Origin of the sequence: Corallincola holothuriorum (genome assembly GCF_003336225.1) — a bacterium.
GTDB lineage: Bacteria > Pseudomonadota > Gammaproteobacteria > Enterobacterales > Neiellaceae > Corallincola > Corallincola holothuriorum.
Map to the genome: position 1 here is coordinate 1 of NZ_QPID01000016.1, position 18,580 is coordinate 18,580.

The 18,580-nt window shown below is 46.2% G+C and carries 15 protein-coding genes; 2 read left to right on the plus strand and 13 right to left on the minus strand.

Translation table 11 applies throughout. From position 1 onward, the window contains the following. Positions 1 to 641 precede the first annotated feature (641 nt). From DU002_RS18565 to DU002_RS18585, 5 genes are all read right to left on the minus strand, one after another. Positions 642 to 1,808, minus strand: coding sequence for a nucleotide sugar dehydrogenase (locus DU002_RS18565; protein ID WP_114339954.1), 1,167 nt, complete (start codon positions 1,806 to 1,808; stop codon positions 642 to 644). 345 nt (positions 1,809 to 2,153) lie between these two features. Beyond that, positions 2,154 to 2,561: a type VII toxin-antitoxin system HepT family RNase toxin gene (gene hepT, locus DU002_RS18570; protein WP_114339955.1), complete on the minus strand. Its 408-nt coding sequence runs from the start codon at positions 2,559 to 2,561 to the stop codon at positions 2,154 to 2,156. Continuing rightward, positions 2,554 to 2,961 carry a type VII toxin-antitoxin system MntA family adenylyltransferase antitoxin gene (gene mntA / locus DU002_RS18575; protein WP_158538152.1) on the minus strand — a complete coding sequence of 136 codons (408 nt, stop codon included), beginning with the start codon at positions 2,959 to 2,961 and terminating at the stop codon, positions 2,554 to 2,556. The genes hepT and mntA overlap by 8 nt, the downstream gene beginning before the upstream one ends. A gap of 576 nt (positions 2,962 to 3,537) precedes the next feature. Continuing rightward, positions 3,538 to 4,956 carry a phosphomannomutase gene (locus tag DU002_RS18580; protein WP_114339957.1) on the minus strand — a complete coding sequence of 473 codons (1,419 nt, stop codon included), beginning with the start codon at positions 4,954 to 4,956 and terminating at the stop codon, positions 3,538 to 3,540. A 95-nt stretch (positions 4,957 to 5,051) separates the two neighbouring features. Further along, positions 5,052 to 6,479 carry a mannose-1-phosphate guanylyltransferase/mannose-6-phosphate isomerase gene (locus DU002_RS18585; protein ID WP_114339958.1) on the minus strand — a complete coding sequence of 476 codons (1,428 nt, stop codon included), beginning with the start codon at positions 6,477 to 6,479 and terminating at the stop codon, positions 5,052 to 5,054. Between the two features lie 453 nt (positions 6,480 to 6,932). Here DU002_RS18585 and DU002_RS18590 point away from each other — a divergent pair, with 453 nt between their 5' ends. Next, positions 6,933 to 7,889, plus strand: coding sequence for a helix-turn-helix domain-containing protein (locus DU002_RS18590; RefSeq protein ID WP_114339959.1), 957 nt, complete (start codon positions 6,933 to 6,935; stop codon positions 7,887 to 7,889). Positions 7,890 to 7,915: 26 nt separating this feature from the next. After that, on the plus strand, positions 7,916 to 8,137 hold the full coding sequence (locus tag DU002_RS19535) for a hypothetical protein (protein ID WP_114339960.1): 222 nt from the start codon (positions 7,916 to 7,918) through the stop codon (positions 8,135 to 8,137). A gap of 437 nt (positions 8,138 to 8,574) precedes the next feature. Here the strand turns inward: DU002_RS19535 and DU002_RS18600 are convergent, their stop codons facing one another. The 8 genes from DU002_RS18600 to DU002_RS18635 are packed head-to-tail and all read right to left on the minus strand — an operon-like array spanning position 8,575 to position 18,571. Continuing rightward, positions 8,575 to 10,524 (minus strand): polysaccharide biosynthesis protein, encoded by a 1,950-nt coding sequence (locus DU002_RS18600; protein WP_114339984.1) that lies wholly within the window; start codon positions 10,522 to 10,524, stop codon positions 8,575 to 8,577. Positions 10,525 to 10,541: 17 nt separating this feature from the next. After that, positions 10,542 to 11,717 (minus strand): DegT/DnrJ/EryC1/StrS family aminotransferase, encoded by a 1,176-nt coding sequence (locus tag DU002_RS18605; RefSeq protein WP_114339961.1) that lies wholly within the window; start codon positions 11,715 to 11,717, stop codon positions 10,542 to 10,544. A gap of 12 nt (positions 11,718 to 11,729) precedes the next feature. Further along, positions 11,730 to 12,152: a MaoC family dehydratase gene (locus DU002_RS18610; protein ID WP_114339962.1), complete on the minus strand. Its 423-nt coding sequence runs from the start codon at positions 12,150 to 12,152 to the stop codon at positions 11,730 to 11,732. Further along, positions 12,149 to 12,802: an acetyltransferase gene (locus tag DU002_RS18615; RefSeq protein ID WP_114339963.1), complete on the minus strand. Its 654-nt coding sequence runs from the start codon at positions 12,800 to 12,802 to the stop codon at positions 12,149 to 12,151. Before DU002_RS18615 ends, DU002_RS18610 begins: the two co-directional genes overlap by 4 nt. Then, the gene (locus tag DU002_RS18620; protein ID WP_114339964.1) at positions 12,792 to 13,391 is read right to left on the minus strand and encodes a sugar transferase; all 600 of its coding nucleotides are present in this window, start codon (positions 13,389 to 13,391) and stop codon (positions 12,792 to 12,794) included. The genes DU002_RS18615 and DU002_RS18620 overlap by 11 nt, the downstream gene beginning before the upstream one ends. Further along, the gene (locus DU002_RS18625) at positions 13,375 to 14,604 is read right to left on the minus strand and encodes a glycosyltransferase family 4 protein (protein WP_114339965.1); all 1,230 of its coding nucleotides are present in this window, start codon (positions 14,602 to 14,604) and stop codon (positions 13,375 to 13,377) included. Before DU002_RS18625 ends, DU002_RS18620 begins: the two co-directional genes overlap by 17 nt. Beyond that, positions 14,604 to 16,433, minus strand: a complete 1,830-nt coding sequence (locus DU002_RS18630; RefSeq protein WP_114339966.1) for a heparinase II/III family protein — start codon at positions 16,431 to 16,433, stop codon at positions 14,604 to 14,606. The genes DU002_RS18625 and DU002_RS18630 overlap by 1 nt, the downstream gene beginning before the upstream one ends. Further along, positions 16,433 to 18,571: a bi-domain-containing oxidoreductase gene (locus tag DU002_RS18635; protein WP_114339967.1), complete on the minus strand. Its 2,139-nt coding sequence runs from the start codon at positions 18,569 to 18,571 to the stop codon at positions 16,433 to 16,435. Before DU002_RS18635 ends, DU002_RS18630 begins: the two co-directional genes overlap by 1 nt. Between the last annotated feature and the right edge of the window lie 9 nt (positions 18,572 to 18,580).

An 18,580-nucleotide genomic window follows, 5' to 3' on the forward strand; every position in this document is an offset into this window, starting at 1 on the left:
GTGTTAGAGAAAAAGACTCAGGGCATCATCTCTCCCACAGTGTCAACGCACTCGGGTTAGGGACATACTCACTGAGCCTTGGTGGATTACTGATAGCTAATCAGTAACCCGAGACAGATACAAGGGCTGGGGTGAGGGGTAGTTGGATTATTCTCTGCAACGAACAAAGAGCCACAACAAACAAAGCATCACCTGCTTCGCATATCCCCCTCATCCTAACCTTCTCCCGCCAAGGGAGAAGGGATCTAAGCGAGGCAGCTTGAGAGAAAATAGGCTGATTTTAGCAATGAACCATCATCACTTATGCTTTTAGCCCCCTCTCCAAGGGGGGAAGGGGTTAAAGCATCACGTGCTTCGCACACCCCCTCATCCTAGCCTTCTCCCGCCAAGGGAGAAGGGATCTAAGCGAGGCAGCTTGCGAGAAAATAGTCTGATTTTAGCAATGAACCATCATCGCTTATGCTTTTAGCCCCCTCTCCAAGGGGAGAGGGCTGGGGTGAGGGGTATTTTGAGCTTCTCTGCTACGAACAAAGAGCCACAACAAGCAAAGCATCACCTGCTTCGCACGTCTCCCTCATCCTAGCTTTCTCCCGCAACGGAGAACGTACTAGACGAGAGGGTTGCTCACTGAGAGCTTTTACTTAATCGCTACCGAATAGATCGCGGGTATAAACTTTGTCAGCCACATCCTTGATGTCATCAACCATGCGGTTAGCAACAATCACATCACAGGATTGCTTAAATTCATTGAGATCTTTAATCACCGCAGAGTGGAAGAACTCATCTTCTTGCAGTACCGGTTCATAGACCACAACTTCAATGCCTTTTGCCTTGATGCGCTTCATGATCCCTTGAATAGAAGAGGCACGGAAGTTATCCGAACCAGCCTTCATAATCAGACGGTACACCCCTACCCGTTTCGGGTTGCGGCTAACAATCGAGTCTGCAATAAAGTCCTTACGCGTGCGGTTGGCATCAACAATGGCACTGATAATATTGTTCGGTACACTTTGATAATTAGCGCGCAGCTGTTTGGTATCTTTCGGCAAACAATAGCCACCGTAACCAAATGAAGGGTTGTTGTAATGGTTACCGATACGGGGATCTAAACCAACACCTTCAATGATCTGTCGGCTGTTTAAGCCATGGGCTTCCGCATAAGAATCCAGCTCGTTGAAGTAAGCGACGCGCATCGCCAAATAGGTATTAGAAAAGAGCTTAACAGCTTCAGCTTCCGTTGAATCAGTAAAAAGAAGTGAAACATCTTTTTTAATCGCGCCTTGCAGCAACAACTGCGCAAAGGTCTCAGCACGCTCAGAGCGCTCACCCACGATGATCCGTGATGGGTGCAGATTGTCATACAACGCACGCCCTTCACGCAAAAATTCAGGAGAAAAAATAACGTTTTCGGTCCCCAGGCGCTGTTTCACTTCCTGCGTAAAACCAACGGGTACGGTGGACTTCACCACCATAGTGGCATCAGGATTAATCGCCAGCACATCCTGAATCACTGCCTCAACGGATTTGGTGTTGAAGTAGTTAGTCTGCGGGTCGTAATCCGTAGGCGTAGCAATAATAACAAATTCAGCGTCTGCGTAAGCCTGTTGCTTATCCAGTGTCGCCAACAGGTTAAGTGACTTATTAGCGAGGAAATCTTCAATTTCAACATCAACAATGGGTGAACGGCGATCATTAATCAGATCAACCTTTTCTTTCACTAGATCGACCGCAACGACTTCATTGTGTTGAGCTAACAACACCGCGTTTGACAGCCCGACATATCCGGTTCCGGCAACAGCAATTTTCATTTAGGCACTCCATTACGCAATTTGCCAAAGATTAAGAGGAAATTTCGCTAAGTCAGTAAGCTCAATACATTAGCGATGCAAAGCTAAAAAAGGCGACAGATGGTTTTACGCTTACCAACCTTATAGTTGATACCAATTGTCTCTCATTTGTGAACTGGATCAAAGTATAAAATATAGATCAGACCGATATCTCCTCATCAGCCCCACCACTCAAGGTCAAGGCGAAACCATATCAGGAGGTCATTATGCAGCTAAGAAACGAAGTAAAAATCACAGGCGAGTAAAATAGAATTAACCGACACCATCAATTCATAAACGGCCATGATACCAAATCGCGGTTAAATGCTAGATGCGCTTCATCATCACTTGAACCAACTCGGTAAAGTCGCCTAGATGCTTCTCTACAACACTGATGACGATCTCGATATTGAGCGTTTGATAGTCATGCACTGCAATATTTCTAAGTGCCACCATCCTCTGTAAACCATCACAAAGCGAGTCGGATATCACTTTGTGCTGCGCCAAAATCCCAAAAGAGTCTCTCGCGCTTTGGGGGATCCCCAAATGCTGAAGTCGAATATAGCGATTAGCAATATCGATGGCAGCTTCACATGCTCTTTGTAAGTTCAACACCACCGAATCCTGCTTAGTAAAATTAGCACGAAACTGCTGCGGATCGTTTTGAAACTCCTCGTCAATACGGTTCAAGCAACGCTTGATTGTTGCCGCTTTATTTACGATCACATCATCCATTAGTTGAGTCCAAAACGAAATCATTAACAATCGCCTGTCGACCTTCTTGAAGGTGCTGATACATACTCACAGTCGTAGTATCAAATGCGCCACTAAGGCCTTTGGGGTCATATATTACTTTTCCTTCCGTGATCACCTGCATTCGCAGCACGGTGGAACACTGCTTTAAATCAATCAGGTCAACGTCTCTTTGTAGCTGTTTCGCAAGTTTTTGGGCGAGCTCCCAACGCACTAAATTATCAAGAGCACTCACCGTCATCACCGCAACGTCAACATCACTGGACGCCGACTGCTGCTCTTTCGCAAATGACCCAAACAGATAAATAAATTGAGTATCTGGCTGATATTCAAGTAAGGATTTCACTAACAAGGCTTGGTCTAGCAGCGGCTTAGGCGACATATCCCCTGAACTTCGATTAGTTGACAATAATTGCAGTATAAACAACGAGCAGAGACAACAACACCCCAAAGCAAAGATCCCCCTCATCCAAACATTCTCCCGCCAAGGGAGAAGGGATCAAGCCCCCCTCATCCTAGCCTTCTCCCGCCAGGGGAGAAGGAACCAAGAACCAAGACAGCTGAAGCTAAGCTGAATTTGCAATGCACAATCATCGCTTATGCTGTTAGCCCCCTCTCCAAGAAGAAAGGGTTGGGGTGAGGGATATTTTGATTGTTCTCTACAACAGACAAAGAGCCACAACAAGCAACAAAACACCACGTGCTTAACAGTCCCCCTCATCCTTGCCTCTTCCGCCAACGGAGAAGGGATCTGTATCGCCGGACCATAGTTAACAACTTAAACCGGCAACATGGGTAACAATGCAGGCCAAGCAGCGATCCAAAGCTCTGGCAACACTACGCCGATATGTTTAAACAGTACGGCTATAAATAAAAAAAGAGCGGAAATCACCGCTCCTTCATTCTAACTACACATATCGCGCGTAAGCATTATCACAGTGCATCTGTAGTTAGCACACTATAACGTCTGCACTTTCTCAAGAGTTTGCTCTACACACTCTCTGGCAAGGGCAAGACTATCCGCTTCAGCATAACACCTCAGCTCAGGCGCATTGCCAGATGGCCGCAGATGAACAATACGGCCGTCGGCGAAGGTCATGCGCAGGCCATCGGTATCATCGATCTCAGCCAAGGCAACATCAGCAAAACCAAATTTAGCCAGCAACGCTAAAGGATCCGCTTTTCCCTGAGCAATAATCGCCTGGCTTTTTTCTGTGGCGAAGCCTTGAATGCGATCACTGTGGGTAACCCGCTTAGGTAACGTATCAATCAGAGTCGAAATAGGCTGATCAGCAGCCGCAGCCAACAGCATAATGGCTGGCAATACCGCATCACGGGTCGGCAGTGCGCTTAGCGGCTTACCATTCAGCTCAACATCACTGCCAAGCAAAAAACCACCGTTAGCTTCAAATCCTGCCACTCCAGTATAACCATCAACAAGGCTAGCAAATTCAGCAATTACATAGGGGGAACCGATCTTAGTACGAGAAACTTTTGCAAACGCGCCACTGGATTCAATCGCAGTATTACAGCTCACCGGCACCGCCAGCGCCTGGACATTTAACGCCTTAGCACACAGTAGCCCGAGAATATCGCCACGTAACCATTCTCCTTTCTCATCGGCAATCAGTGGCCTATCACCATCGCCATCCGTAGAGAAAATCGCATCAAACTGATATTGCGCCAACCATGCCTTCGCCTTTGCGCGATCAGTATCAGACACTGCTTCGGTATCAATAGGCACAAACTGGTCGCTACGTTCAAGCGACACCACCTCTGCGCCCAACAGGGTAAACAGATCCGCATACAGATCCCGACCAGCACTGGAGTGCTCATAAATACCGATCCGCTTGCCGGTCAACCAAGGTGAATCAAACAGCGATGTGTAACGGGCGAGGTAGTCGTTAGCGGCGCGAGGGTCTGTCTCTAACTGAGGCAAGTCAGCCAATTCATCAAATTGCACTTCGGCCGCGAGGATAGATTGCTCATCTGACTTACTTATCTCGCCATCAGGGCGATAAAACTTAAGCCCATTGCGGTCAAACGGAATGTGACTACCGGTCACCATGATGGCTGGCACATCGTCTTGCATCGCAACATAAGCCAGCGCCGGTGTAGGAACAACGCCATAATAGGTCACCGTGATTCCTCGCTGCTGCAGGGCTTCAACACAGGCCATCGCCATGGCATAACTACTTGGGCGGTTATCAATCGCGATCATTATCCGATCAAATGCAAATGAGGCCTGCATCACCGACACAAAACTATGGGTAAACGCGGCACAGACCTCAGGCGTGAACTGCGTGACTAAGCCACGAGCACCACTGGTACCAAAGGCAACACCACTATCGGCAATAACTTTTGAGCTGATAAACATTCATAAACCTATAACAATGAAGAAAAGTCAGTCATAAAGCAGGCTTCAGTAAACTCAGCACAAACAGCGACAGACAACCACTTCCCTGAACTAATTTAATCGTCGATTCTGCCGTAACGATCTTCAAAGCGCACAATATCATCTTCACCAAGGTACGAACCCGACTGCACTTCAATCAGCTCTAATGGCAACTTACCAGGGTTTTCCAGTGCGTGAACAACGCCAACAGGAATGTAAGTTGACTCGTTTTCCGTCAACAATATTGTTTTGTCGCCATTTGTCACTTGCGCAGTGCCTGACACGACGATCCAATGCTCGGCACGGTGATGATGCATCTGCACACTCAGCTTGCCGCCAGGCTTCACGGTAATATGCTTCACCTGATAACGTCCGCCGTTATCAATAGAGTCATACTTACCCCATGGACGATATACTTCTCGATGCAGCTTAAATTCAGAACGTCCTTGCGCCTTAAGCGTTTCAACAATCTGTTTAACCTCTTGCACTTTATCTTTATGTGCAACCATGACGGCATCTTTGGTATCAACAATAACGATATCTTCTAAGCCAACCGTAGCCACCAGACGCTGGCCTTCATTTTCGGACAGGCCATGAATTAAACAATTTTTAGTGTCGTGAAGGATGACGTCGCCTTTAACTGCATTACCATTGGCACACTTTTTATCCACTTCCCATAGTGCCGACCACGAACCAATGTCATTCCACCCAGCATCGAGAGGCACAACCACTGCGTCCTTAGTGCTTTCCATCACGGCGTAGTCAATCGACTCATCTGGACATTTCAAAAACTCTTCTTTATCGACACGAACAAAGTCGAGATCTTTCGTTACGTTGTTTAAGGACGCTTCACAGGCAGCGGCGATATCAGGGCGAAGAGCGTTTAACTCTTCAAGGTAGCGGCTGGCTTTAAAAAGAAACATACCGCTGTTCCAATAGTATTCGCCGCTATCAAGATACTGCTGAGCCGTATCGCCATTAGGTTTCTCAACGAATTGATCGACTAAAAAACCAGCATCAAGCATATCACCGCGTTTTATATAGCCATAACCGGTATGAGCGGACTTAGGCACAATACCAAATGTCACTAGCTTACCCTGCTCTGCTAGCGGAAGCGCTTGTTCAATCACTTGGGTAAACTCAGCTTCATCCTCAATCGCATGATCTGCTGCCAACACTAAGAGTATCGGATCTTTGCCTGCATTAAGATTGGCCACGATATTTGCTGCCAACGCAATTGCTGGCGCAGTATTTCTGCCCGCAGGCTCAAGCACTATCGTACCAAGATCACCGATAGTTCTTAGCTGTTCTGCAACGATAAAACGATGCTCTTCGTTACAAATAGTCACTGGTTCGGTAACGTCAAGCGAACCTAACCTAGCAACAGTCTCCTGCAACATAGAGTTATCACTCACCAACGAGAGAAATTGCTTTGGGTAAAGCAAGCGGGAAAGCGGCCAGAGACGCGTACCGGAGCCTCCAGCCATAATCACGGGGGTTATCATAAATTCTCTATAGACCGTTTAGTTAGCCAACTTGAAGGCTGAAATAATTTTCTACAGCTTAACAGACCCCCAAAAGAGTTAAAAACAACCTCACCGCTGAAAGCTAAGTATTATTATGATGGTGTGACCCGCAACAAACGGTGCCAGCCTTTTAGGCAACGAACGACAACCCAAGGCCAAAGATTGAAGAGCATTTTGTCGTTAACCCCGAGCCATGGGAAGCGGGCTCAAGTGAGAGTGTTTTAATCTTCTTTGCAAAAAACGAAGAAACACAACAAGCAAAAAAGCATCGTGACAATAAAGATCCCTCATCTCAATCTTCTCCCCAAGGAGAAGAGGCTAAGAGAAAAAACTCCACCGCCGAAAGATCGCCAGCCTTCGCTCCCAATTTTTATACAAACCGGCAGGATAGGTAACTAAACAAACTAGGGACATAGGTTACACATAAGCTGCATGGGTAAGGAGGACTTGCCCATGCCTTGGATTGAGACCTGTGTTATGGACCAAAAGATAGAAGTTATCGGTGCTTACCTGAAAGGTGGCATGACGATAACCTCGTTGGCATCTGCCTATGGGGTTAGTCGTAAAACGATACACAAGTGGGTAAGCCGTTATGAAGCGCAAGGCCCTAAGGGATTAGCTGAGCGGTCAAGGGCACCAAAGCGTTGTCCGCATGCAACGGATGATGTTGTCGTCGCGGCGTTGATAGATGCCAAGCGACGTTTTCCCGGTTGGGGCCCGAAGAAGCTGATTGATTTGCTCAGGCAAGAACAACCGGACAGTCGTTGGCCAGCAGACAGCACCGCGGGTGAGATACTCAAGCGGTTTGGCCTGGTAAAGAAGCGGCGAGTGAAACGCAAAGTCTCGGCAGATGGGTTGCCCTTTTCTGAATATAAGCAGAGTAACCAATGCTGGAGTGCCGACTATAAAGGCGACTTTCGTTTGGATAATAAGCAGCGCTGTTATCCGCTGACCATTACCGATAACTACAGTCGCTATCTGCTGGCTTGTCGCAGCTTACCCAGCATTCGATATCAGGATGTTTGTGTGTGGTTTGAGTGGGTGTTCAGGGAATACGGTTTACCGGATACCATCCGAACAGACAACGGCGTACCGTTTGCGTCAAGAAGCCTAGGCGGCCTAAGCCAGTTGTCCAAGATGTGGATTGACCAGGGTGTTCGGCCAGAGCGGATAAAACCGGGTAGGCCACAACAAAATGGCCGCCATGAGCGTATGCTCCGCAGTCTGAAAGAGGCGGTCTGTAACCCCCCTGGCTATAGCTTGCTCCAACAGCAACGCGGTTTGACCGGTTTGTTGAGGAGTACAATGAGCTACGCAGTCATGAAGGGCTTGAGAGGCAAACACCAGCGAGTGTCTATGTGCCATCGAACAGGGCCTATTCATCGCTGATATTGCCGCCAGAATATGAGCCAACCATGACAGTGCGGAGCATTCGACACAACGGTGAGATGAGGTGGTTGAATGAGAAACTGTATGTGTCCGAGCTGCTGGCGAAAAGCCGGGTTGGGCTATTACAGACAGATAACCACTTGTGGGATATCTACTACCGCTTTCAACGTATTGGGCGATTGAATGAACGGACGATGCAGATTGAGCAACTGACCGAATGGCGTTGCTCAACCTTTGAAAAGGTGTAACCCATGTTGCCGGTTTAAAATGTTACCTATGTTCCGGTTGCACAAAATTAGCCCCCTCTCAAAAAGTAGAAGGTTAGAGTAAGGGGGGCGCTAAAGCACAACAAAATCTCCACACTCAACGAAAATAATCTGTACGAAGAGGCCGAGCAATTATCAATAACAACAACTAACGATACTGCATCTCACCCCAATCTCGATAGGAACCATCCATCACAGCACGCCACCAGCTCTCGTTCTCCAGATGCCAACATCATCTTAAAACTAACACCATCCGGAAACGGGCTACGGTATAGGTTATCAACTTGGACAAAGGGCTTCGAAATAATCCAGATTTTTTCATCCAGACTGGCGGATACAAAGGGCTATATACAGCAATCGAATTGGCTTCATGCATCCTGATAGGAAATTTTCCAGAAACTTACAGATGAACACAAACCCTACGCTGCGGGGCTCTCGCCTACACCGCCATGTATACCATTCACTTTCTTTGCTTGAGAGTTCTTAGCAGCCCAGACGAGATCACCTATACCATCAGTAGGTTCAAAGCCCGCAGGAACTTTCAGCAACAATTCTCGAATGGCTTCATGATCAAAGTTGTGGCAGGCTCGATCAAGTTTAGCTAACACCGCTTCTAACTCATCCCACCAAAGATACACCTCGTCAGCAGTCATAATACGTTCATGCGCTGTACTACTAACGTTATCTCCGATGAGCAGTTCTTCATAAAGCTTTTCGCCCGGCCTAAGACCGGTATACTTAATTTCAATATCTCCTTCTAGAGTCTCTTTATCGCGAACCTGTAATCCCGATAAATTCACTAAATTCTTCGCAAGGTCAACAATCTTGACAGGTTCCCCCATATCCAAAACAAAGACATCTCCGCCCTTACCCATTGCACCAGCCTGGATGACTAACTGAGCGGCCTCGGGTATTGTCATAAAGTATCGAATAATATCAGGGTGCGTCACAGTAATGGGGCCACCGGAGGCAATTTGGCGTTTAAAAAGGGGTATAACCGATCCTGAAGAACCTAATACATTGCCGAAACGCACCATACAAAACCGTGTGGAACTGTCTCGGTTAGCAAGTGCCTGGAGAACAAGCTCTGCTAGACGTTTTGTTGTACCCATAACATTGGTTGGGCGAACAGCTTTGTCAGTAGAAATCAATACAAAAGTCTCAACTCCACATTCAAATGCTGCTTCAGCGGCAAATAACGTACCAAAAACATTATTTCGAACCCCTTCCACTACATTATATTCTACAAGAGGAACATGTTTATACGCTGCGGCATGATATACCGTTTGTATGCCAAAGGCTGACATCACCGTAAGTAAGCGATTCTTACGCTGAACGGAGCCTAATAATGGAATTATATCTAACTCAATACCCTCTAGTTCAGCAAGTGCGCTAAGTTCTCTATCAATCTTATAAAGTCCGAACTCAGATAGTTCAAACAAAACAAGTTGTTTTGGCTTCTGCAACACGATCTGCTTACACAACTCAGATCCGATAGAACCACCTGCACCTGTCACCAAGACACTCTTTCCAGTAATATCAGCTGACATTAAAGATCGTTGAGGCGCAACCGGCTCTCGGCCTAGCAGATCATCGATAGGGACATCCCGCAACTCATCAATCTTAGCTTTTCCACTCACAATATCTGGCATATTGGGGACAGTGAGAACTTCGACCGAAAGCGGTGCTATGTTATTAATGATCTCTTTTCTACGCTTTCGACTTGCCCTAGGTAGTGCGAGTAAAACTTTTTTAACTTTATATTTAGATACAAGCCGCGTTAAATTATCAGGTTCAACTACCTTCAACCCTTGAATAACAGTACCTACCAAGGTTTTATCATCATCAATAAATGATACTGCCGCATATTCATGACTATAGCGCAACGCAATGCATAACTGACGGCCAGCACCTCCCGCACCGTAAATAATAACCGGCTCCTGTAATTTAGCCACATCTCGACTAACTAAAGCCCTAATAACAAGCCTAGCCCCCCCAATAAGTATACCTAAAAAAGCTGCATATATTATTGGGACGGTACGAGGGAAACTAGTATCAAGATAGAATGCAACCAACGCTAATTGAATTGCTGAAGCGAGCGTACACATTGCAATTACGAACAGCGCATGGAAGCTCAGATAACGCAGAATAGCGCGATATAAACCACTTTTAATAAACACAATTAGGGTAAATGGCAACGACATTACTAAAATAAGCCAATTTTCGGTAGAAAAAACAGGCTCAAAGCTAGACATACGCACGAAAAAGGCAGCCCAAAAAGCGACTGCGACAAAACAGGTATCGATAACTAGGCTAACCAAGCGTTTATATCGCCTTGGCAAACCAAATACAGATTCGGAAAATTTCATCATTGATAATCTTTAGGTCACAGTGAAGCCTGTTTAAAAACTTCGTTAAGAACATTACACGTTTTATCTATCTCAGTACTGGTTAATGTTGGGTGAACTAAAAACATCAAACTGGTGTCACCAAGCTCTTTAGCATTCTTCAACCTCTCAAGCGGGCGCCACGGAGTACCATCAAAAGCTTTTTCTAAATAGACTTCAGAGCAGCTCCCCTGAAAACAAGGCACACCCAATGCATTTACTTCATTAACAATACGGTCTCGCTCCCATCCATCAGCTAGCATTTCACGGTTAACAAAAAGGTAAAATTTGTAAAAAGCATGCTCTACATCCAAAGGAACCTCAACCCTTCGAATACAAGGAAATTTTGCGGCAACGTCGCCAATTGCAATCGCATTTTCTTTACGTTTCTTTGTCCAGCCCGCCATGCGTTTCAATTGAATGCGGCCAATTACAGCCTGCATCTCGGTCATACGCCAATTAGTACCGAAACTCTCATGCAACCAACGAAACCCAGGAGGATGTTGACGCTCATAAATGGCTTCGTGACTTTTTCCGTGGTCTTTATAACTCCACATCTTAGACCAAAGGCCTTTGTCATTAGTCGTTACCATGCCGCCCTCGCCACCGGTTGTCATGATTTTATCCTGACAGAACGACCAAGCACCGATATGACCAATAGTCCCGACAGACTTACCTTTGTACCTAGCTCCATGAGCCTGGGCACAGTCTTCAATAACATAAAAGCCATACTTAACAGACAAGGCCATTATAGCATCCATATCTGCAGGCATACCCGCAAGGTGAACTACTATTACCGCTTTAGTCCGCGGAGTTAAAACGTCTTCGATAGATTGCGCAGTGATATTTTGACTATTAAGGTCAACATCAGCAAAAACAGGGTTGGCTCCAGCTGTAACAATAGATGATGCAGAAGCAAGAAAAGTACGAGGTGTAGTTACCACATCATCCCCGTCGCCGACGCCAACTGCCTTAAGAGCTAAATCAAGGGCTACAGTGCCATTGGCCAGCGCCACTGCATATTTACAATCAATCCACACGGCGAAGTCTTTTTCAAACTCGCGACACTCACCGCCAGTCCAATAATTGACTTTATTCGACAATAGCACGCGACTGACTGCATCCACCTCTTCTTGAGTAAAAGAAGGCCATGGTGATAACGAGGAATTCAGCATAGTCCCCTCTCTTTATGGAACATAAAGCTCTGCTGTACCATCAATGACAGTTTTGTTGCGAACTTGGCAAATTGTGTCAAAGAAAACACGGCGTTTTTTTGAATCAATAGCAGTGACAACCGCTTTCGCTGTGACAGTATCTCCAAGATATACAGGCCTTTTAAAATTAAATGATTGAGAAACATATACACAGCCAGGCCCAGGGAGTCTTGTACCAAATAAAGCAGAAAAGAAACTACCAGAGATAAGCCCATGAGCGATTCTTTTTTTGAAACGTGATTCTTCCGCAAATACGTCATCTACGTGAACAGGATTGTGATCCCCAGATAAACCGGCAAAATTTTTAACATCTACGTCAGTGATAGTTTGAGAGTACGAAGTCGACATACCTATTTCAATTTTATCAAACGGTACGCCTAACGTTATTTTTTTCATTTACTTGCTCTCTTAATCGACTTAGCCGGCACACCAAAAACAACATCACCAGGCTTGACACTTTTTGTAACTACCGCCCCCATGCCAACAACTGCGCCTTCGCCAATCACGAGTGGTTTATCTGGAGTACCCTGTTTGATGATAGCTCCTGTACCTATATAAGCATGATCATCAATATGGACATTTCCGTTACACTTAACACCTGGCGCGAAAGTAACATAGTCACCAAGCACGCAGTCATGAGCAACATAGCTATATATGTTAGCTTGGAACCCTTTACCTATTACCGCATTGGAAGTTATTGTAGTGAATGGGCATAAAATTGAGCCTTCACCAAGTTCATTAAAATCAAGGACAACATTATTTGCAGCAGTGATGCTAGGAATTGATATACCGTCTCGCTCCAAACGTTCCAGCAATTTCTTCCTAATATTACTATCTGCAATTGCAACAACCGCACTTTTATCGGCAATAGGGTTCGCTAAAAATTTCTCGTATGAGACAACTTCAACTTCATTCAACTCTTTATCAAGACAACCATCATCAATAAACTTAATTTCAATTTTTTCATTTGATTTTTCTCTAACCAGGGGGAGAACCTCGCGTCCAAAACCGCTTGCGCCATAAATTCCTATTAGTTTATTTTTCATTTTCATTCCCTGTAAATCGAGACATCGTCGCATGCCCCTCGGCATTAATGCCTTCACGGATAAAGACCTTCTTTACCGTTAAAAACAATATCCTCAAATCCAACCAGAAGCTTTGATTTTCAACATACCAAGTATCAAGCCTAAATTTATCATCCCAGCTAATAGCATTGCGTCCATTAACCTGTGCCCAGCCAGTGATTCCCGGCCTCACATCATGGCGCTTGGCCTGCTCAGCAGAGTAAAGTGGAAGGTATTCGACCAGTAGGGGCCTAGGTCCAACTAGGCTCATGTCCCCTTTTAGTACATTCCATAGCCCTGGTAACTCGTCTAGGCTAGAACTCCTCAATTTTTCACCGAAGGGAGTTAGACGCTCGCTGTCGGGTAGCACTTTCCCCGAACTATCTGTCTCATCGCGCATGCTACGGAATTTTATCATCTCAAATACTCGGCCGTTTAAGCCTGGCCGCTTCTGTCGGAATAGTACAGGCTTGCCTAGATTTTTAGCTATTTTCTGGCTGACAATAAAAATTACCGGAGCGAGCAAAAGCAGGGCTATACCGGCCATCACAATATCAAACAGCCGTTTCATTGAGCGCTCCAGTTACCCAACCAACCCAGCAATCAGCCAACTGTTTCCGGTTGAAATCAGATTCAGCCAAGGCTCTTGACTTAACCCCCATCAACTTCAATTTATCGCCATTCTTTACTGCGTCTTGTAAAGCATCGGCGAAAGCCTCCGGCTCTTCTGGCGGAACAGAGTAACCACAACCGTTACTTTGTATCATTTCCGCCAACCACCCAGGGTAGTTATTCAACACGGGTAAGCCAGCGGCGATATAGTCAAAAAACTTGTTTGGTGATGTTCCATAATAGAATGCAGGTACATTTGCTAACAGCTGCATGCCAATATCTGCGCTAGCCATTAACCCTGCCAACTTATGCTTATTGACAGGTGAGTGGAACACAACATTATCCAACCCTTCACGCTTAGCTCTTGCTTCCAAGGCTGGCTTCATCTTCCCCTGGCCAACCAAAACGAATTTCACATTGTCTTGCTCACGCGCTTTTAGCACTTTCGCCGCATCCAATGCAGCATCTAGCCCATTGGCCTGACCATGGGTACCTGTAAACACGGCCATCAAGTCATTCTCTTCAACACAATCGGGTCGCCAAGGCTCATTATCGCCTGAAAAAATATCAAGATCACAGCCATTTGGGACAAGTGTTATGTTATCTGATGCGACACCACGTCGATGTATCCCCTCCACAATACCAGGAGACAAACCAATACAGCGTGTCGCTGAGCGATAAGAAGCCCACTCAAGAAAAGACATAAGTCCTAGTACTACCGGACTTTTAATAACACCCATAGCTTTCGGTAGCTCGGGCCATAAGTCCCGCACCTCAAATACAAAGGGCTTACCGCGCAACCAACGGGCAGCTATACCAGGTATGCCTGCGGTCAAGGGTGTCGTGGTAGCAAACACAACATCATATCTTAATCCTAGAGCTAACCTTACGCTGCGCAAAGCAAACTTGAAAAACAGCCAACTTCGCTTAAACAAACCGTCACGGTTTGAGTAAGCAAGGTCAAATTCTATTATATTAATACCGTCAACAATGCCCTCTCGACGACCACGGACAAAATCACCATCCAGCCCGGTTTTACCTCCACCATAGCTACCACAGACCATGGTAACCTCATGACCGTGATGGATAAGTCGCCGAGCCATCTCATAAGAGCGGATCCCTGCGGAGCCCTTCGGCGTGGAAAAATGCTGGTGAAAATAAAGTACTTTCATTATCTGTATTTATATTCCGTTATCAATCGTCCAGGCTGGCTTACTTCTAATTCAAGAACCGGCACCTTGGTTTTTAAAAAGTAGTAGCGAGATTCCCACCCTTCGATTAAAGCAATTCTATCAATTTTTATATCAGCCGACAGACTCAACACCTTACTACCAAGCGTTAACCTATTTTCAGTAAGCAGCCATTCACCGGGCTTTAGCCGCCAACGTAAAACAGCTTTCTCCTTAAACCCAGCGACTGAATCTTCTACGCGGAGTAGATGAGGCGTTAAACTCACTTGCCGCCTATGTGTGGCGCCATAGCTATCGGCATAACCCGCTGTTGCTTCAATTTTTTTACTATCAACAGTCACAGGTATAACACCTTTTGCTTTAAGCCATGCCCCCAATAAAAATCTACTCAGACGAGGCATCTGATCACGATCATCAAACTCAACCGTATTATGGCTAATTGTTCCGCCAAAATAACGGTTATTTTCTTCGCCTGAATTATAACTATAGGTTCCAGCATCTCGCAGCAAATTCTCACCGCCCTGCCAAAAATCCAGATGCAGGGCATCTGGCTGACTTGGCCGAAACTTAAAACACGGGTAGTTAAGGATTGCCAGGGCATCTCCGCTACGAAGTAACGAATAACCTCCACATTTAAACTGCAGAGACTCTTGTGCCGGCAATGTCTGCTCTGGCACAGCCAGCCCCAACCAATACAAGGGTTGATCCCACAGCCCCCTATTATGATAAGCCCGCTTACCCAAAAACAGCATCGCAGCAAGTTGAACAGATGGCCTGAAGTCTCGATAATCCGTATTGGTCAATGGAAGTAATCTCGCCCCATCATTAGCCCCAATATTAGCCGCATCGCCAGATTCAATACAGGTAAACTGATAAAGCCAATTTGCTGCACCTGCCAGCTTTGTATATAGAATTTGGCTAAATTCAGGTAACCCCAGCTTATCCCGCCAAGTCTCAACCATGGAGTATGTATCGAGCATGACACGATGATAGGTTACTGAATACTGACTAAAGCTGCCATCGTCCTCAATTAATCTCTTGGCTCGGTTTTCCAACCACTTACGCCCTGTTCTATACCAACTCTTTGCATCGACATCCCCCAACGCAACGAGCCAGCTCCCTCCCATATAAAGAGCTGCAGCCTCTGACGTACCGTGATTATTATCCTGCGCCATAGCATAGGATATCGTGGGTGCAATACGTTTAAGGTGAGTTTTGATCAGAGCTTTCAAAGCTGTTGGGGGCGTATCAATCTGCCCCAGAATAAGCGAGGCCATCGAAAGGTGCATCACCCGAATAGACGCTTCCTGTCCACACTTCCAGTTTACCCCCAGATAGGGAGGATTATTCGTGACCCAATCTGCTAACCAATAATTCAGCTTCTCGATAGAACTATTGTCACCCTTTACGGCGGACTGAGCAAAAGAGAGCACCCAATCAAAGCGCGAAGCTTCCCAGACTGCTTTAATATCGCCCAGTTCAGGGTCAAAATCAGCTAACTGCCACCAGGGTTGAAGCGGTTCACGAATACACAAACCGGCAAAAACATTACGGTGCCAGCTTGGAACACCGTCATCAGACACCTGATGCCAGCCAAAATAGAGCTGTTGCCGACTCCATTGCTCGTTGGCAATAAGCTCAGCATGAGCAGTTCTATCTGGGACAGAAAAAAAATCACCGACAGGGATCATTGAGGTGATTCTTTTTACCGGATTATATCCGACCTTAACCCCAAGGCGGTAAACTAGCACCCGCCACAGGTTAGGCAACCCCAACGCGAGTGCTGTTCGAGCTTTTAACTTAAAATTCATTATTGTTTACGAAGTTGCTCAGCCACATCAATAGTGACCTTCGCCACCTCAAACAGCTCTTCAGCAGAAATTGGCGACGCCGATCCATTCTTAATCGCGGTTAAAAACTCAGCAGCGCAGCTATTCTGCCCCTTATCCTGCTTCCAAAGATTCAATTTCTTAAACCCCGGCCAGCCAAAGCCCTTAAGCTTGCGGAAGTTATCTAGTTGTAATACTCGACCAGCAGTAAACACCTCAACCCGTTCTTTGGGAAAGCTGGCTGCACCATTGGCTAAATAATGAATTGTGCCAAAAGAGCCATCGGCAAAGCCAAGAATAATTGCTGCTTTGTCTTCAGTAACATCAACACCATCTGCGTTACCCATACGCCTTGCCTGCACCGATACAATCTCAGAATCGGCCAGAAAACGCATCAGATCAATAAAGTGGCACGCTTCACCAATAATACGACCACCTCCCGCCTCAAGGTCTTGTGTCCAATGGTTGGCAGGAATAGCACCTGCATTCATGGTCATAATAAAAGACTTAGGCTCTTTTACACTGCCAAGCAACTGCTTCATCTTCTGAACTTGTGGTGAAAAGCGGCGGTTGAAGCCCACCATCAACCGAGGTGCAGCGTCAGAACCGATAACCTTTTCATAGGTAGACTTGACCTTGGCTAACTCTTCATGCGTTATTGCTAGGGGCTTTTCAACAAAAACATTCTTCCCAGCATTTAAGGCATCAACAACAAAACCGGCATGGCTATTATGCCGAGTAACAATAGCCACCGTGTTGATCTCTGGATCCGCGATCATCGCCTGGGTATCTGTTGTTGTTTTGGCAAACCCAGCTTTTTTTCCATGGGTGACGCCACTGATTCCGCCGGAGGTCGCAATGCTATGCAATTGCGCTCCTGCTTCTTTAAAAGCGGGGATCAGCATACGCGAGGCATAGTTACCGGCACCAACAAAACCAACCACAGGACTACCGACAGTAAACTTGGCATTAGCATCCAGCTCAAGCGAATAGTTATGCCGTGCTTCGGTTTTACTTCTATAATCAAGGAGAATACCTAGAGCGGCCTTATCACTGGTAAGCAGCTCATATGCTGAAGCTGCATCCTCAAATTCAAATCGGTGACTAATAAGCGGCTTCACATCAAGTTGGCCATTGTCCAGCAGGTCCAAAATGGCTTCAAAATTACGCTGCTCAGTCCAGCGGACCAGTCCATAGGGATAATCATGACCATGATCTTCATAAGCAGGGTCATAACGGCCAGGCCCATAAGCACATGAGACTTGAAAGGTTAACTCTTTCTCATAAAAATCAGCGCGGTTAAGTTCCAAGCCAGTAACACCTACAAGAACGATGCGCCCACGTTGCCGAGACATACGCGCAGCTTGTGTGACTGGGTTTGTCGACTTGGTAGAAGCAGTAATAATAACCCCATCAACCCCTTTCCCACGGCTAAATGCCATACCAGCAGCGACAGGGTCTTCGCCCTTACCTGGGTTACAGATCTCGGCACCAAATTGTTTAGCTAACTCAAGCTTTGAATCATCAAAATCAACAGCAAGTACGCGACAGCCTTGGGCGCAGAGCATCTGTACTGTGAGTAAACCAATAAGACCAACCCCAGTAACAACAATAGCCTCACCTAGTGTTGGGTTAACTAGGCGAATACCCTGCAAACCGATGCTCGCCACAACGGTAAATGAGGCTTCATCATTGGTAACATTATCAGGGATCTTCGCACATAGATTCTTAGCAATACGAACAACATCTGCATGGCCCCCATTAGAGACAACACGATCACCTTCAGTAAATCCTGAAACATCAGAACCAACTGTATTCACAATGCCCACATTGCAATACCCAAGAGGCAAAGGTTCGGCGAGCTTAGAACGCACGGCTTCCACAGTGGTTGCCAAACCATCGGTTTGTACTTTTTCGAGCACCATTTTAACTTTCTCTGGCTGTTGCTTTGCTTTTTGAAGCAAGTTTGCCTTGCCAAAATCAACCAGCATTCGCTCAGTACCAGCTGATATTAAGGTAACTGCAGTGTCAATTAGGAGATGCCCACGAGAAGCCATAGGAGCTGGCGATTCAACAACCGTAGAGCCACCTTTAGCCATATCCTGAAGAACTTGTTTCATATTCAACCT

Bases quoted from the DNA above. Each gene is read 5' to 3' on its own strand.
- mntA (WP_158538152.1), bottom strand. From the start codon at position 2,961: ATGTCGCCTAAGCCGCTGCTAGACCAAGCCTTGTTAGTGAAATCCTTA.
- DU002_RS18585 (WP_114339958.1), bottom strand. From the start codon at position 6,479: ATGATAACCCCCGTGATTATGGCTGGAGGCTCCGGTACGCGTCTCTGG.
- DU002_RS18590 (WP_114339959.1), top strand. From the start codon at position 6,933: ATGGGTAAGGAGGACTTGCCCATGCCTTGGATTGAGACCTGTGTTATG.
- DU002_RS18565 (WP_114339954.1), bottom strand. From the start codon at position 1,808: ATGAAAATTGCTGTTGCCGGAACCGGATATGTCGGGCTGTCAAACGCG.
- DU002_RS18615 (WP_114339963.1), bottom strand. From the start codon at position 12,802: ATGAAAAATAAACTAATAGGAATTTATGGCGCAAGCGGTTTTGGACGC.
- DU002_RS18605 (WP_114339961.1), bottom strand. From the start codon at position 11,717: ATGCTGAATTCCTCGTTATCACCATGGCCTTCTTTTACTCAAGAAGAG.
- DU002_RS18625 (WP_114339965.1), bottom strand. From the start codon at position 14,604: ATGAAAGTACTTTATTTTCACCAGCATTTTTCCACGCCGAAGGGCTCC.
- hepT (WP_114339955.1), bottom strand. From the start codon at position 2,561: ATGGATGATGTGATCGTAAATAAAGCGGCAACAATCAAGCGTTGCTTG.
- DU002_RS18630 (WP_114339966.1), bottom strand. From the start codon at position 16,433: ATGAATTTTAAGTTAAAAGCTCGAACAGCACTCGCGTTGGGGTTGCCT.
- DU002_RS19535 (WP_114339960.1), top strand. From the start codon at position 7,916: ATGACAGTGCGGAGCATTCGACACAACGGTGAGATGAGGTGGTTGAAT.
- DU002_RS18600 (WP_114339984.1), bottom strand. From the start codon at position 10,524: ATGAAATTTTCCGAATCTGTATTTGGTTTGCCAAGGCGATATAAACGC.
- DU002_RS18580 (WP_114339957.1), bottom strand. From the start codon at position 4,956: ATGTTTATCAGCTCAAAAGTTATTGCCGATAGTGGTGTTGCCTTTGGT.
- DU002_RS18610 (WP_114339962.1), bottom strand. From the start codon at position 12,152: ATGAAAAAAATAACGTTAGGCGTACCGTTTGATAAAATTGAAATAGGT.
- DU002_RS18620 (WP_114339964.1), bottom strand. From the start codon at position 13,391: ATGAAACGGCTGTTTGATATTGTGATGGCCGGTATAGCCCTGCTTTTG.
- DU002_RS18635 (WP_114339967.1), bottom strand. From the start codon at position 18,571: ATGAAACAAGTTCTTCAGGATATGGCTAAAGGTGGCTCTACGGTTGTT.